The 13,679-nt window shown below is 70.9% G+C and carries 13 protein-coding genes; 12 read left to right on the top strand and 1 reads right to left on the bottom strand.

Annotated elements, in window-relative coordinates:
* The first annotated feature begins 47 nt into the window (after window positions 1-47).
* The gene (locus ABZ801_RS11095; protein ID WP_360695851.1) at window positions 48-179 is read left to right on the top strand and encodes a hypothetical protein; all 132 of its coding nucleotides are present in this window, start codon (window positions 48-50) and stop codon (window positions 177-179) included.
* Window positions 180-287: 108 nt separating this feature from the next.
* Here ABZ801_RS11095 and ABZ801_RS11090 read toward each other — a convergent pair whose 3' ends face one another.
* Window positions 288-620 (bottom strand): hypothetical protein, encoded by a 333-nt coding sequence (locus ABZ801_RS11090; RefSeq protein WP_360695848.1) that lies wholly within the window; start codon window positions 618-620, stop codon window positions 288-290.
* 866 nt (window positions 621-1,486) lie between these two features.
* Here ABZ801_RS11090 and ABZ801_RS11085 point away from each other — a divergent pair.
* The 11 genes from ABZ801_RS11085 (at window position 1,487) to ABZ801_RS11035 (ending at window position 13,659) form a co-directional block, all read left to right on the top strand.
* Window positions 1,487-1,846: a DUF2089 domain-containing protein gene (locus ABZ801_RS11085; RefSeq protein ID WP_360695845.1), complete on the top strand. Its 360-nt coding sequence runs from the start codon at window positions 1,487-1,489 to the stop codon at window positions 1,844-1,846.
* Window positions 1,846-2,106, top strand: a complete 261-nt coding sequence (locus ABZ801_RS11080) for a hypothetical protein (protein ID WP_360695842.1) — start codon at window positions 1,846-1,848, stop codon at window positions 2,104-2,106. Before ABZ801_RS11085 ends, ABZ801_RS11080 begins: the two co-directional genes overlap by 1 nt.
* A gap of 19 nt (window positions 2,107-2,125) precedes the next feature.
* On the top strand, window positions 2,126-2,557 hold the full coding sequence (locus ABZ801_RS11075; RefSeq protein ID WP_360695839.1) for a hypothetical protein: 432 nt from the start codon (window positions 2,126-2,128) through the stop codon (window positions 2,555-2,557).
* Between the two features lie 237 nt (window positions 2,558-2,794).
* The gene (locus tag ABZ801_RS11070) at window positions 2,795-3,397 is read left to right on the top strand and encodes a DUF1707 domain-containing protein (protein ID WP_360695836.1); all 603 of its coding nucleotides are present in this window, start codon (window positions 2,795-2,797) and stop codon (window positions 3,395-3,397) included.
* A gap of 222 nt (window positions 3,398-3,619) precedes the next feature.
* On the top strand, window positions 3,620-6,751 hold the full coding sequence (locus tag ABZ801_RS11065; protein ID WP_360695833.1) for a BTAD domain-containing putative transcriptional regulator: 3,132 nt from the start codon (window positions 3,620-3,622) through the stop codon (window positions 6,749-6,751).
* Between the two features lie 170 nt (window positions 6,752-6,921).
* Window positions 6,922-8,355 carry an aspartate aminotransferase family protein gene (locus tag ABZ801_RS11060; RefSeq protein WP_360695831.1) on the top strand — a complete coding sequence of 478 codons (1,434 nt, stop codon included), beginning with the start codon at window positions 6,922-6,924 and terminating at the stop codon, window positions 8,353-8,355.
* Window positions 8,352-9,395, top strand: a complete 1,044-nt coding sequence (locus ABZ801_RS11055) for an NAD-dependent epimerase/dehydratase family protein (RefSeq protein ID WP_360697094.1) — start codon at window positions 8,352-8,354, stop codon at window positions 9,393-9,395. Before ABZ801_RS11060 ends, ABZ801_RS11055 begins: the two co-directional genes overlap by 4 nt.
* 62 nt (window positions 9,396-9,457) lie before the next feature.
* Window positions 9,458-10,480, top strand: a complete 1,023-nt coding sequence (locus ABZ801_RS11050) for a UbiA prenyltransferase family protein (RefSeq protein ID WP_360695828.1) — start codon at window positions 9,458-9,460, stop codon at window positions 10,478-10,480.
* Window positions 10,481-10,486: 6 nt separating this feature from the next.
* Window positions 10,487-11,686, top strand: coding sequence for an endonuclease/exonuclease/phosphatase family protein (locus ABZ801_RS11045; RefSeq protein ID WP_360695825.1), 1,200 nt, complete (start codon window positions 10,487-10,489; stop codon window positions 11,684-11,686).
* Window positions 11,683-12,636, top strand: coding sequence for a lysylphosphatidylglycerol synthase domain-containing protein (locus tag ABZ801_RS11040; RefSeq protein WP_360695822.1), 954 nt, complete (start codon window positions 11,683-11,685; stop codon window positions 12,634-12,636). The genes ABZ801_RS11045 and ABZ801_RS11040 overlap by 4 nt, the downstream gene beginning before the upstream one ends.
* A 9-nt stretch (window positions 12,637-12,645) precedes the next feature.
* Window positions 12,646-13,659: a glycosyltransferase family 2 protein gene (locus tag ABZ801_RS11035; protein ID WP_360695819.1), complete on the top strand. Its 1,014-nt coding sequence runs from the start codon at window positions 12,646-12,648 to the stop codon at window positions 13,657-13,659.
* The last annotated feature ends 20 nt before the right edge of the window (window positions 13,660-13,679 follow it).

The raw sequence follows: 13,679 nt of genomic DNA, 5'->3' as shown, positions 1-13,679 counted from the left end.
GGTTGCACGAGTCTTGCGACATCCAGATCGTGATGCGCGAAAGGGCCGTGGCGACTGTTCCGCGGTCGTCCCATGACGCGCGTGCACCCCACCGGCGGGCCGGGCCGCAGGTCGCCGCCTCGATCGCGGCCGGACTGGGCGACGCCTACTGCGGCATGGCGGTCGCCCAAGCCGTGTGACGGTCGTCCGTCGCGGCGGCGGAGTACGCGGCGGCCCCCTGCGTACGCGGATTCGCGTAGTGCGGATGTAGCCCCACCGGCGACGCCGCGACAGGAGCCGGGCACTGTTCACCGTCGCCGCGACGCCGGCCCGTGACACCTCGCGGCGCCCAACGGCGGCACCGCCTGCTGCTGTTGTCGCTGCTCATCGAGCGTGAGGCCACCGCAGCGGCCTGACCTACGGCGGCTCTGATTGGCGTCGATGATGCCGCGTTGCCAGGAGAACGACAGCGCGGTGCGGACGGGGCGGACGGCGTTGGGTGCGCGGGCGGCGTCGACGCCGCGCAGGAGTTGCACGGCGTCGGCCCAGGACCCGACGGATTCGATGTCGCCGCGTGCGGCGTGCAGCTCGCCGAGGTCGCACTTGTTGAGGGCGGGAACGCGGGGGTACGTGTCCCGCACCGCTGACGTGTACGGCAGCGACACCGGCGAGCTGTTCAGGCATTTTCCGCTAAGCGGCACTGGCGGCTTCAAGCGACGAGAGCGCCGACGAGCTGTCGGAAGCCGCCATCATCCCGCTCTTCGCGGTGATGAACGGCACCGGCCTCCTCACCCGGGCCAGGGGCCCACACCCCTTGGGCGAAGCACTTCCCCAGCCCACTTGCCCCATCACCTGTCCCGCCGCGCCGTGCTGCGCGGTGCCCTCTGCGTCGGCGCACTTGCCGCCGCCGGTCCGCTGCTGAGCGCCTGCGGCGGCGACGGCGGCGGGGACGCTGGACCCGGCCGCCAAGCCCGAACTCCCAACGCCGGGGCGTTCCAGGTCCTGCGGCGGACGTTCTCGAAGCCATCCCACGCAGACACACCGACGCCGCTACGGCGACAGGGCCGTCGGCTTCCCCATGGGGCATCTGGCTTCCGCCCTCGACCAGCCGGCGAACAAGCCGATCGCGTCCTGGAGCCACTGACGTGCCGGACCGGTGCTGACCAGCTCTTCTCGCAGGGGGCGATCGGGGTCTTGGCACCCGCGTGGTCGACTTCCAACGACGGTGAAGTGGCGCCCCCGGCGGGTGAGTTCAACGGCTGGCGCCTTGGGGGTGGAGCGGTGGGCGCCACGTGCTTCCCCGCGCGGGTTCAGCGGCCGGGCGCCGTACCGGTGCCGGGCATGGACGGCCAGCCGTCACGGGCACACGGATCGCGACTGCCGGAAGTCAACGATTCAGAATCTTGAAGATGCTCCTTAAGAAAGTTAAGATTTCCACGTTGTTGCATCAAGCTAGTCAAGGTTCAACTGAGCGACAGGCATGTCGTCGAGAGCGAGGGGGCCCAGGGTGGACTGGCAGGAGCTGACGGATCTGACGCGCGGGCAGCCGTTCGTGGTCGAGCGGGTCCGCCTGGCCGGTAGCGGTGTCGTGGTCGAGGGGCGGTTCGAGCCGCCGCAGCTGGCTCAGCTCAGCGTCGAGGACCAGGTGTTCGTCGCCGCGTTCGTCCGGGCGCACGGTTCGATCAAGGAGATGGAGCGGATCTTCGGGGTGAGTTACCCGACGGTCAAGTCCCGGTTGAAGCGGATCGCCGAGCAGCTCGACTTCGTCGACGTCGACCCGACGCCCACCGGCGCGGACGTCGTTGAGCGTCTGCGGCGGGGGGAGATCAGCGTCCAGGAGGCGCTGGCCGAGCTGGAGGGGTCCTGATGGTCCCGCAACTGGTGACGGTGCGCCATCGCCGTCGCAACGGCCGCTGGCTGCGGCTGTACGTCCCGGTCGTGCCGGTGCTGCTGGTGCTGTCACCGCTGCTGCTGCTCGCCGTGCTGGCCGGGCTGGTCGCATGCCTGGTCACCAAGGTGAGCCCGGTGGGCGCGCTGCGCGGGGCAGGGCAGTTGCTGTGGGCGCTGCCCGGTACCCGGATCGAGTTCGAGCAGGGCCGGACGGCCGTGCTGGTAAGCGTCAGATGAGCCAGAGGAAAGAACACCGATGAACGAGCAGCGCCGCCAGATCCTGCAGATGCTGGCCGACGGCAAGATCACCGCAGACGAGGCCGAGCGGCTGATCGTCGCCCTTGAACGAGCACGGTCCGACGCGCCGCCGGCAGCCGAACCCCGCCCGAAACCCCGGCCCAAGTACCTGCGCGTGGTGGTGAACTCGGCGGACGACGTCGGCGTCGACGGACCGACCCGGATCAACATCCGGGTCCCGCTGCAACTGCTGCGCGCCGGGGTCCGGCTCGCGAGCCTCGTCCCTCCGCAGGCGCTCGCCAAGGTCAACGCGGAGCTGGACAGGTCGGGGGTGCCGATCGACCTCACCGAGCTCAAGCCGCAGCACATCGAGGAGCTCATCGAGCACCTCGACGACCTCACCGTCGACGTCGACGACCCCGACACCAAAGTGCAGGTGTTCTGCGAGTGACACCGCCACGGGCCGGCGAACGGAGATCCCGATGACGGCACAGGCGATCCACGTGGGGGTCGCGAGAAGTCCTGCAAGGAACTGCGCGTGCCGCGCGGCGTGGACTTCGACATGGCGCCGGGTAGCGTCTTCGCCATGGCCGCCTACCACCGCAAAATCGTTCAGGTACCCGTCTCCTGAGACCGATCAGTCAGCAATTCGGGTGGCGCAAGGCCACCACCTCGCCGAGGAGGCCGAATGTCGGCAGACCCGCCCAGCTCACCCGCTCTGCGCGCGTCCGACGCGGACCGCGACCGGGTCACCGAACTGCTGCGCGCCGCCGTCGCCGACGGCCGGCTCGACCCGGTGGAGTTCGTGGAGCGCCTGGACGCGGCGCTGACGGCCCGCACTGTCGACGCGCTGACCCCGCTCGTCACCGATCTGATCGCGGTCCCAGACGGCGGCGCACTCACGCCGCCGTTCGCCGGGACGTCGGCCGAGCCCCCTCCCGAACTGGTCACCATCAAGGAGCGGCACGGCGCGGTGCGCCGTGACGGCCGGTGGACGCTGCCGCACCGGCTGGAGCTGCGCACCGCGTGGTGCGACGTGATGCTGGACCTGACCAGCGCGGTGCGCGGCGCGCCCGAGCTCATCATCGAGCTGCGGGTGACCGGCGGCAACGTGGAGTTGGTCCTCGCGCCGGGCATGGTGGTGGACGCCAACGAGCTGTCGGTGCGGCACAGCATGCTGGAGATCGGCAGGGACGCGGGCGACACCACGCCGCAGACGCTGCACGTCCGCCTGGTAGGCCGAATGCGGCACGGCCGGCTCGCCACCCGGTGGCAGCCGCCGCACCGATGACGCGGGCCGCCGTGGGTGACTTCATGGTCTTCGGCGGGATCGGTGCCGCGATGAGGTGACCGCCAAGGACGGCGATAGCGGCGCGATAACTGTGCCGGAGCCGCGTAATAACGCCGCTCGCAAGCATGACGGGCATGAAACGTCATGCGCAGCGTACCGACGGACACGATGAGAGCAGCTGGACCCGCCGCACCGCGCGGTTTCTCTAACAAGGACGGGTTCATGGATTTCGCCATCCTGGGTCCGCTGCAAGTCCGCGAGAACGAACGTGACGTCCATCTTGGGCCGCCCAAGCAGCGGGCTCTGCTGGCCCTGCTGATCCACCACGCCAACAGTGTCGTTTCGATGGATCGGCTGGTCGATGAACTGTGGGGCGACAGGCCGCCCAAGACGGCGCACGAGAACCTGCATCTGTACGTCTATCAGCTCCGCCGCGTGCTCGGCGACCGGCGGCGCATCCGGCGCCTGGAGTCCGGTTACCAGTTGCGGATCGACGCCGGTGAACTCGACGCCGACCGGTTCGCGGATCTCGCGGCGCACGGGCAGCTGGCGCGGGCGGCGGGCGACATGCGCCGCGCCGCCGCGCTCTTCGATGAGGCGCTCGCGCTGTGGCGCGGCGCCCCGTATGCCGACTTCGACCGTTCGACCACGTTGAGCGGTGAAGCGGCCCGGTTGGAGGAACGCAGGCTGACCGTGGTCGAAGAGCGGGTGGCGGCCGGCCTCGCGCTCGGACGGCACGGCGAGCTGGTCGCCGAGCTGTCCGGGCTGGTGGCCGAGCATCCGCTGCGCGAGCGGTTCAGCGCTCAGCTCATGGTCGCCCTGTACCGGTCCGGGCGGCAGGTGGAGGCGCTGGAGGTGTACCGCGCGGCGCAGCGCAGGCTCGCCGACGAACTCGGGCTGGACCCGGGCCCCGAGTTGCGGCGGATTCACGAGGGCATCCTGCGCGGCACCCTCCCGGACGAATACTGGCCCGTCGTCGAGCCGCGGCAGGCCGTCGAGCGGATCCCGGCCCAGCTGCCCACGGACGTCGCGGACTTCGTCGGCCGTTCGCCGCAGATCGACATGATCTCGGATCTGCTCGCCCCGCCGAGCCCGCCCGCCCTGCCGCTGGTGGCCATCGCGGGGATGGGGGGCATCGGGAAGACGGCGCTGGCGGTGCACGTCGCGCATCGGCTGGCCGCGGCGTTCCCCGACGGGCAGTTGTACGCCAATCTGCGCGGCATCGAGTCGTCGCCGGTGGAGCCCACGGCGGTGCTGGGCCGTTTCCTGCGTGCGCTCGGGGTGGATCCGAAGGCCATCCCCGAGGACCCCGGCGAACGCGTCGACGTCTATCGGAGCCGGCTGGCCGGCCGGCGCGTTCTCGTCCTGCTGGACAACGCCGCGGACGAGGCGCAGGTCCGTCCGCTGCTGCCCGGCTCGTCGACCTGCGCGGTCCTGATCACCAGCCGTACGCGCCTGACCGGCCTTGAGGGGGCGCGTCTGCTCGACCTCGATGTGCTGGGCGTCGAGGACGCGCTGGAGCTTCTGGAACGCATCGTCGGGTCAGAACGCGTCGCGGGCGAGAGGGACGCCGCGGTGGAGATCGCGCGGCTGTGCGGGTTCCTCCCGCTGGCGCTGCGCGTCGCCGCCGTGCGGCTGGCGAGCCGGCCGCAGCGCCCGCTGTTCCGGTTCCGTGGCACCCTCGCCGACGAACGGAGGCGCCTGGACGAACTGGCGACCGGCGACCTGGCGGTCCGGGCGAGCCTGTCGCTGAGCTACCACGGGCTGAGCGCGCCCACCCGGCGTCTGCTCCGGCTGCTCAGCCTGCTCGGGCCGATCGACTTCGCCGGATGGGTTCCCGCCGCGCTGCTGAACGTGTCGCTGGACGAGGCCGAGAGCCTGCTCGACAGGCTCGTCGAGGCACAGCTGCTCGGCATCTGCGGAGCCGAACGCGCCGGCGGGCTCCGTTACCGGCTGCACGACCTGGTACGGGTCTTCGCGCGCGAGCTGGCCGCGGGCGAGCGGCACGACGACGCGCTGGCCCGGGTGTTCGGCTGCCTGCTGGCTCTCCTGGAGCGCGAACACCGGAAGGTGTACGGCGGCGACTACACGACCTTGCACGGCACTGCTCCCCGATGGACGCCTGTAGACGTGGAGGAGATGCTCGCCGGGCGGCCGAGCAACTGGCTGGAAGCCGAACGGTCAACCATCCTGGCGGCGGTCCAGCAGTCCGCCCGGATGGGGCTGCACGAGCTGTGCTGGGATCTGGCGACGACCGCCACGACGTTGTTCGAGGCCGGCGGGTTCCTCGAAGACTGGTCGGCCAGCCACCAGGTGGCTCTGGCGGCCACGCGCGCCGCCGGCAACGCGCGGGGAGAGGCCGCCGTGCTGAATTCCCTCGGCGCCCTCATGGTGTTCCGGCAGTCCTACGGGGAGGCCCGGAGCCATATCGAGAAGGCCGGCGCCATGTTCGCCGAGCTCGGCGAGCGCCATGGGCACGCGCTCGCGCAGCGCAACCTCGCCCTTCTCGACGGGTTGGCGGGCGAGCTGGAGACGGCGCGACAGCGCTACGAACAGGCCTGTGCGGCTCTTCGCGACGTGGGGGATCGCTATGCCGAGGCGCACGCGAAGCGGGGACTGGCGCAGATCCATATGCAACGGGGCGAGGTCGGCCGCGCCCGGGCCTGCCTGGAGAGCGCGTTGTCGATCTGCCGTGACATCGGCAGCCGCCGCGGTGAAGCGCAGATGCTGCACCGGCTGGGTGAGGCCTACGTGGAGGAGGGGCGGCTGGACGCGGCGGAGCGGGTGTTCCGCCAGGTGCTCGACATCGTCGTGCCCGACGGGGATCGCGTCGGGGAGGTCTACGTCCGGTACGCGATGGCCGACTGCACGGCCCGCCGGGGTCGGATCGGTGTCGCGTTGACGCAGTTCACCGAGGTGCTGCAGAAGTCCCGGGAGACGAAGGAACGTTTCGTCGAGGGATGTGTCCTGTTGGCGCTGGCGCGGCTGCACGCCGGAATGGAACGTTACGACTCCGCGCTGCACCACGCGGACCGGGCGCTGGCGATCTTCCGGGACCTGGCCACTCCCCTCTGGCAGGCCCGCGCGCTGAAAGTCCTCGGCACGGCGCTCGTCGGTGCCGGATCTCAGGAGAAGGCCCGCACGGCCTGCACGGAGGCCCATGCTCTGCTGGACCGGCTGCGGCCGCCCGACCGTGACCACCTGGAGACGCGGCTCGACGCGCTGAGCACGACATATTCGGCGTGCCCGCCGCACGTCAACGCCAGGTATCGGCCGAACCGTGCGACGGGCGGCGGCCGCGAGTGTTCGTCGTCCGCGCAACGCCCCGTGCGCCTGGCCCCCAACGAGAGCTGACCCGGTCGGCGACGGCAGGGCCGCCCGCCCCGGCGGCCCTGCCGCCATCTATGCCCCAAACAGCACAAAGCGCCCATATAGCCGCCATATAGCCGCGCCGAGCAGGCTCACTCCCATGGCGAAGACGCCGGCCACCGCCGGCCCCGCGGACTCCGATCCGGAGGTGCTTCATGCCTGAGCTCATCACGCTCGACGAGTGCGAAGAGCTGACGGTCAAGCAGGTACACGACCTCTACCGCTCCTATGTCAATCGCAGCCAGGTCTCCCTGATGACCTCCTTCGGCTTCGGCCGGGAACTGGTCGAGCGAGCCGAAGGCGCCAGGATCTACACGCGCGACGGGCGGGAGATCCTGGACTTCACCGGCGGGGTCGGCGTACTCAACCACGGCCACAACCATCCGCGCATCCTGGCCGCCCGCAAACGCTTCCAGGAACTGCGGCGCATGGAGGTGCACAAGACCTACTTCTCGCCCTACGTCGCCGCGCTGAGCCACAACCTCGCCCAGCTGCTGCCCGGCGACCTGAACATGTCGTTCTTCCCGAACTCGGGCGCCGAGGCCGTGGAGGGCGCGGTGAAGGTCGCCTACAAGTACCACGGCGGCCGGCGCAACTCGATCCTGCGCTCGGACATCAGCTTCCACGGGAAGCTGCTCGGCTCCGGCAGCCTGACCGGCGGCGCCCAGAACCACTTCCAGTTCCCCGGCATCCCCGGCGTGGGCACCTTCACCTACGACGACCTGGAGTCGGTCCGCGCCGCGGTCCGCGAGGCCCGCACCGCCGACGGCGAGTGCGACGTGTACGCGCTTCTCATCGAGCCGTTCAGCGCGTCCACCATGCGCGCCTGCTCCGCGGAGTTCCTGCGCGGCCTGCGCGAGATCTGCTCCGCCGAGAACATCGTGTTGATCTTCGATGAGATCTACACCGGCTGGGGCAAGACCGGAAGCCTGTTCTACTTCATGCGCTACCCGGACCTCGTGCCCGACATCGTGACGACCTCCAAGTCGTTCGGCGGCGGGAAGTCGTCGATCTCCGCGTACATCGTCTCGGAGCCGATCTTCCGCAAGGCGTACGACAACCTGACCGACGCGATGATGCACAGCACCAGCACCACCTACTACGGGTTCGGCGAGGAGACCGCGACGGCGATCGAAGCGGTGAACATCGTGGTCGAGGACGACTATCCCCGGCGGGCCCGCGACATCGAGCGGGTCCTGGCCCCGGGCCTGCAGAAGATCGCCAAGGAGCATCCGGACGTCGTCACCGACGTGGCCGGCGCGGGGGCGCTGCACGGGATCTTCCTCGACGGCGGGCCGAAGGTGCTCGACCTGGTCGCCCGGATGGCGCCCGGCGGGTTCCGCAACGATCCGAGGTTCCGCGCCAAGCTGGTCACGTGCGCGGTGATCAACGAACTGCACCGCGAGCACGGCATCTACACCTACTACACCCTCAACGGGCGCAATCCGCTCGTCGTGGCGCCCCCGCTGGTCGCCGAAACCGAGGACCTGGAGTACTTCCTCGACAGCCTCGACCAGACCCTGGCCAAGGGGCTGCCGCGGCTGCTGACCACGTTCGTCCGCGAGAAGGTGAGCGCGCTGTGGCGATGAAGGTGACGGTGACCGGAGCGGCCGGTGTGCTGGGCTCCCACCTGGTGCGCCGCCTGGTGGCCGACGGTCACGACGTGCACAGTGTCGACCTGCGGCCCTGGTCCGAGACGTCCGGCGCCGCGAGCCGGCGGCACACCGTCGGCGACGTCCGCGACCCCGAGGTCATGGCCGCGGCGGTGGCCGGCGCCGACGCGGTGGTGCACTGCGCGGCCGCGCTGCCCAGCTACCCCGACGACCAGATCCGATCGGTGATCGTCGACGGGACCCGCAACGTCCTGGAGGCCAGCCGGCGGGCGCGGGTGGACAGGGTCGTGCACATCTCCTCCACCGCGGTGTACGGGCTGCCGACCCAGGTGCCCACCCCGGAGGGGTATCCCCGGGAGCCGGTGGACACCTACAGCCGCGCCAAAGCCGAGGCGGAAACGGTGTGCGAGGCATTCCGCGAACGCGGTATGTGCGTGCCCATTCTCCGGCCCAAGACCTTCCTGGGGCCGGGGCGCATGGGACTGTTCTCGATGCTCTTCGAGTGGGCGGAGGAAGGACGGAACTTCCCGGTCCTCGGCCGCGGCGACGTCCGCATCCAGATGTTCGCCCTGGAAGACCTGGTGGACGTGGTCACCACGACGCTGGGGGCTCCGGACGACGTCGCCAACGACACCTACAACGTGGGCGCGGCCGAGTTCGGCACGATCCGCGAGGACTTCCAGGCCGTGCTCGACGCCGCCGGCCACGGCCGCCGGGTCGTGCCGCTGCCGGCCGGACCGGCCTACGCGGCGCTCTCGCTTCTCGAACGCACCCGTCTGTCGCCCGTGTACGGACGGCTGCTGCGCAAACTGCGGTCCGACTCGTACGTGAGCATCGAGCGCGCCCGGACCCGGCTCGGATTCCGGCCGCGCTACTCCAACCAGGACGCGATCCTGCGGACCTTCTCCTGGTGGCGGGCCGAACGCGCGGCCGGACGACTGGCCAGGACGACCGGCACGACGTCGCGCGAACCGTGGCGGCAGGGGGTCCTCTCGCTCGCCAAGGTCATGTTCTGACGGACACGCGGACCCCAGGCGGTCCCCACGGCGTGCCGCCAAGACACCCAACGTCTTCCATCGTGAGCCAGGAGCCAGCCATGTTCGCGACCGGCCGCTCTACGAAAAGTCCCGAGACCGTACCGCGGCGACCCGCCGCACCGGTGAAGTCCGCGCCGACACCGCATCGGCGCACCAGCCTGGCGGGCGACCTGATCCGGCTCGCCCGCCCGGGCCAATGGCCGAAGAACCTGCTCGTCAGCCCGCTGGCGTTCCTGGACGCGACCGTCTGGACCGCCGCGGCCGGCTGGCGCATGCTCGTGACGGTGGCGACGTTCACCGTCGCCTCCGTCATGGTCTACGTGGTCAACGACATCTTCGACCGGCACCGAGATCGCGAGCATCCGGCCAAGAGGTCCAGGCCGATCGCCTCGGGCCGGATCTCGGTGCCCTTCGCCTGGGGGTTGGCGATCGGCCTGGCGGCGCTCCTGTGCGCCCTGCTCGCCCTGTCCTCCCCGGTGAGCTGGTGGCCGGTGCTGACCTACCTGGCGATCAACGCGGCGTACAACTGGAGGATCCGGCACGTGGCGGTGCTGGACGCCTTCGCCGTCGCCGCGGGGTTCGTGCTCCGGCTGGTCGCCGGCTACATCGCGGTGGACGTGATGGTCTCCGGCTGGCTGCTGGTCTGCGTGCTGTCGCTGTGCCTGATGATGACGTTCGGGAAGCGGCGGAACGAACTGGCGGTCGCCGGGAACGGGCACCGTCCCGCGCTCCGGGGATACTCGCCGGTGCTGGTCGACCAGCTCATCCTGTTCACCGCCGTGGTGACCGTCGCGGCCTTCCTGATGTACGTGCACAACGCGGTTCCCGCCGGTGCCTACGAACAGGTGCTGCTGATCCTGTCCGCGCTGTTCGCCCTCATCGGAGTCTTCCGGTACCTGCAGCTCGTCACCGTGCACTCGGCCGGCGGCGATCCGGTGGGGATGGTCCGGGACCGCGTGATCCTCGGCGCCTCGACGCTGTGGGCCATCGCCTGGGGCGTCGCACTGGTCGCCGGCGACCAGCACCGCGCCTGGATCGACGCGCTCCTGCACAGGACCGGGTGACCGACGATGTCCACTCCCTCTCCGCTGTCCGTCGCCGACCGGCGGGAAACCGAGGCCGCCGCGGACACGCGTCGACGCTGGTGCCGTGGCACGCGGCTCCTGGTCGCGGCGAGCCTGGCCTGGCTGGCGTTCGTCCTGCTGCACATCGCCCTGGCCGGACGCCTGTGGCTGTGGCAGCTCTTCGAACTGGCCCCGCCCCTGATGTTCCTGGCCGTGCCGGCGCTGCTGCTCGCCGGCATCCCGCTGCTGCGAATCGTCCGGGACCGGGTCCCCCGGTCGGCCAAGTGGTGGATCGTACTGACGCTGTCGGCGTCGGTCGCGGTCAGCGCCGGCCGTACCGGCATCAACGTCAGCGCGCTGGGCGCGGAACCGGCGGTGCCCCCCGGTGCGGTGCGGGTGATGGCGTGGAACACCGAGTACTGGAACCAGTTCGACCGAGGCGGCCTCGACCGGCTCTACCCGTTCCTGCGCGGGCAGCGGGCGGACGTCTACCTGCTCTCCGAGCACGTCTCCTTCTCCGGCAAGTACTACCGGTATCCGATTCGCGACAGCGTCCGCCTGCGGCGGGAGTTCCCCGGCTTCCACATGGCGGCCACCGGCGAACTCCTCACCATGTCCAGGTATCCGATCGTGGCCAGCCGCCCGGTCGGCACCACGCGCGGCATCCCGGACGAACGCAGCGGGTGGACGGAGTTCTGGAGCGACAAGGCGCTGCGCACGGACCTGCTCGTCGGCGGCCGCACCCTGTCGGTCTACAACGTGCACATCCCCGTGCAGCTGCGCGTGGACATGAATCCGTTCAGCGGACGGTTCTGGGACTGGCTCCAGGAAGCGCTGCCGTGGCGGCAGGGGCAGTACGACGCGCTGGAGCAGGACATCCGCGCCAACCCCAATCCGATTCTGGTGGCCGGGGACTTCAACGGCAGCCCCACGCACATGGGCTTCGACTGGCGGGGCCAGGGCCTGCGCGACGCCATGGGCGCGGGCGGGCCGCTGTTCCCCGCGTCCTGGCCGGAACGGGGCGTGCTGCCGCTCCCGCCCGTCTGGCGGTTGGACTGGACCTTCGTCTCCCCCGGCGTACGGGTCCACCGCTACGCCTTCCGCAGCGCGCGCGACGCCGGCTCACGCGACCCCGGCAAGAAGTGGCGTGCGCTGTCGGACCACCGGACGCAGAACCTGATCATCTCCCTGGGGGACTCGCGATGAACCGGCGCGCCCTCCGCTCCGTCGCGCGGCACGCGGCCGTGCGGTGGACCTTGGCGATCGTCGTGGTGACCGGCGTCGCCGCGGCCTTCGTGACGGCGGTCAGGGACCAGCGGCAGGAGATCGTCGCCGCGGCGGCCCGGCTCAGTCCGGCGGCGGTCCTCCTCGCCTGGCTGCTGGTGCTGGCCGGGTCGGTGGCGGCCATGGCGGCCTGGCGCGCCGTGTTCGCCGCGGACGGCGGTCCCCGGGGATGGCGCGCGGCCGCCGGCATCTTCTTCGTCGGGCAGCTCGGCACGTACATCCCGGGCGGCGGATGGCAGCCGATGCTCCAGCTGTACATGGGGCGGCGGGCCGGCGTACCGGCGTCGCGGATCGTCACCGCCTTCGCGCTGAACGTCGTCGTGTCGGTGTCCGCCGGGCTGACGCTCGGCCTCGCCGCCGCCCCGGCGGTGCTCGGCACGCGGGCGTGGTGGCTGGCGGCGCCCGCACTGGTGGCCCTGGTGGGCATCGCGCGGCCGCAGCTGCTGGCCGGGCTGGTGCGCCGCGCGGTCCGGCGGTGGCGTTCCGGGCAGGCCGCGGCGCCGTCGGCGGGACGCATCCGCCGCGCCTACGCCGGGTCGTTGCTCAGCTGGGGCCTGCACGGCGCGCACCTGTGGGTGCTCGCCGTGGCCCTGGGCGCTCCCGCGCTGCGCGCCCTGCCGCTCTGCCTGGGCGGAATGGCCCTGTCGATCCTGGCGGGGAGCTTCCTTCCGCTCACCCCCGGCGGCGTGGGGATACGGGAGGTCGTCCTCACGGTCGCGCTGGTCGGCGTCCTGCCGCAGCCGGCGATCGTCATCGTCATCGCGGTCAGCCGGCTCGGCTACATGGCCGCCGACGCCGTGCTGGCCGGCCTTCCCTTTCTCGGCCGGGCCCGCCCGGCCCGCCTGCTCTACCCCGACTCCGCTCGTACGTGAGGAACAACCGTGAACGCGACACCCGAACTCGTCTCGGTGATCATCCCGACCTACAACTGCGCCAAGACACTGCCGGCCTGCCTGGAGTCGGTGCTCGGCCAGACCTACGACCGCATCGAGATCACCGTGGTCGACGACGCCAGCACCGACCGGTCGGCGGACATCGTGAAGGGCTACGACTGCACGCTGATCGAGCTGCCGGAGAACCGCGGCCCGGCGGCCGCGCGGAACCGCGGAATCCTGGCGAGCAAGGGCGGCATCCTGTTCTTCCTGGACGCCGACGTGGCGCTCGCGCCGGACGCCGTCGAGAAGTGCGTCCGCATTCTCCGCGAGCACCCCGAGTACGCCGGGGTCTCCGGGCTGTACGCGCCGGAACCGCTGTTCGACGACGGGATCATCGAGCGTTACCAGAGCCTGCACGCGCACTACTGGCGCATGCGGAACGCCGGCGTCGTCCAGGCCGGCTACTTCTCCCTGGGCGCGCTGCGGCGGAGCACGATCGACGAGATCGGACTGTTCGACGAGAACCTCAGGGCGAACAACAACGAGGACACCGAGTACGGATTCCGCATCGGCCGGCGCCACCGGATGCTGCTGACCCCGGAGATCACCGGGTGGCATGACGACGACGACCGGCTCCGGCCGCTGCTGCGCAAGTACTACCTGCGCGTCTCGTCCCTGGTGCCGCTGCTCGTCCGGGACCGCCGGCAGCGCGGGACGCGGGAGGCGGCGCACCGGCCGAGCGAGATCGTCTCGGCCGCCGGGCTGGCGGTGACGGCCGTGCTGACGCCGGCCTTCGGGGCGTACTTCGCGGCGGTTCCGCTGGCCTTCCTCATCGCGTTCGTCTGCGCCGATCCGAAGATGGTGAGTTTCGTCCGGCGCCACGCGGGCGCGCGTTTCCTGCCCGCCTACCTCGCGATCCACTTCGTCATCAACTGCACGATCGCGACGGCCGCGGCGTACGGAGTCCTGCGGTGGGTCTTCGACCGCCGGTTCAGGCGGCTCTACGAGCGGACGAGCTGACGTCGGCGCCCGATCCGATC

The organism is Actinomadura sp. NPDC047616, from assembly GCF_040642915.1.
GTDB classification, from domain to species: domain Bacteria; phylum Actinomycetota; class Actinomycetes; order Streptosporangiales; family Streptosporangiaceae; genus Spirillospora; species Spirillospora miaoliensis.
This window is presented reverse-complemented; position numbering and strand designations above follow the sequence as displayed.

Bases quoted from the DNA above. Each gene is read 5' to 3' on its own strand.
- ABZ801_RS11070 (WP_360695836.1), top strand. From the start codon at position 2,795: ATGTCGGCAGACCCGCCCAGCTCACCCGCTCTGCGCGCGTCCGACGCG.
- ABZ801_RS11055 (WP_360697094.1), top strand. From the start codon at position 8,352: ATGAAGGTGACGGTGACCGGAGCGGCCGGTGTGCTGGGCTCCCACCTG.
- ABZ801_RS11045 (WP_360695825.1), top strand. From the start codon at position 10,487: ATGTCCACTCCCTCTCCGCTGTCCGTCGCCGACCGGCGGGAAACCGAG.
- ABZ801_RS11080 (WP_360695842.1), top strand. From the start codon at position 1,846: ATGGTCCCGCAACTGGTGACGGTGCGCCATCGCCGTCGCAACGGCCGC.
- ABZ801_RS11065 (WP_360695833.1), top strand. From the start codon at position 3,620: ATGGATTTCGCCATCCTGGGTCCGCTGCAAGTCCGCGAGAACGAACGT.
- ABZ801_RS11075 (WP_360695839.1), top strand. From the start codon at position 2,126: ATGAACGAGCAGCGCCGCCAGATCCTGCAGATGCTGGCCGACGGCAAG.
- ABZ801_RS11060 (WP_360695831.1), top strand. From the start codon at position 6,922: ATGCCTGAGCTCATCACGCTCGACGAGTGCGAAGAGCTGACGGTCAAG.
- ABZ801_RS11040 (WP_360695822.1), top strand. From the start codon at position 11,683: ATGAACCGGCGCGCCCTCCGCTCCGTCGCGCGGCACGCGGCCGTGCGG.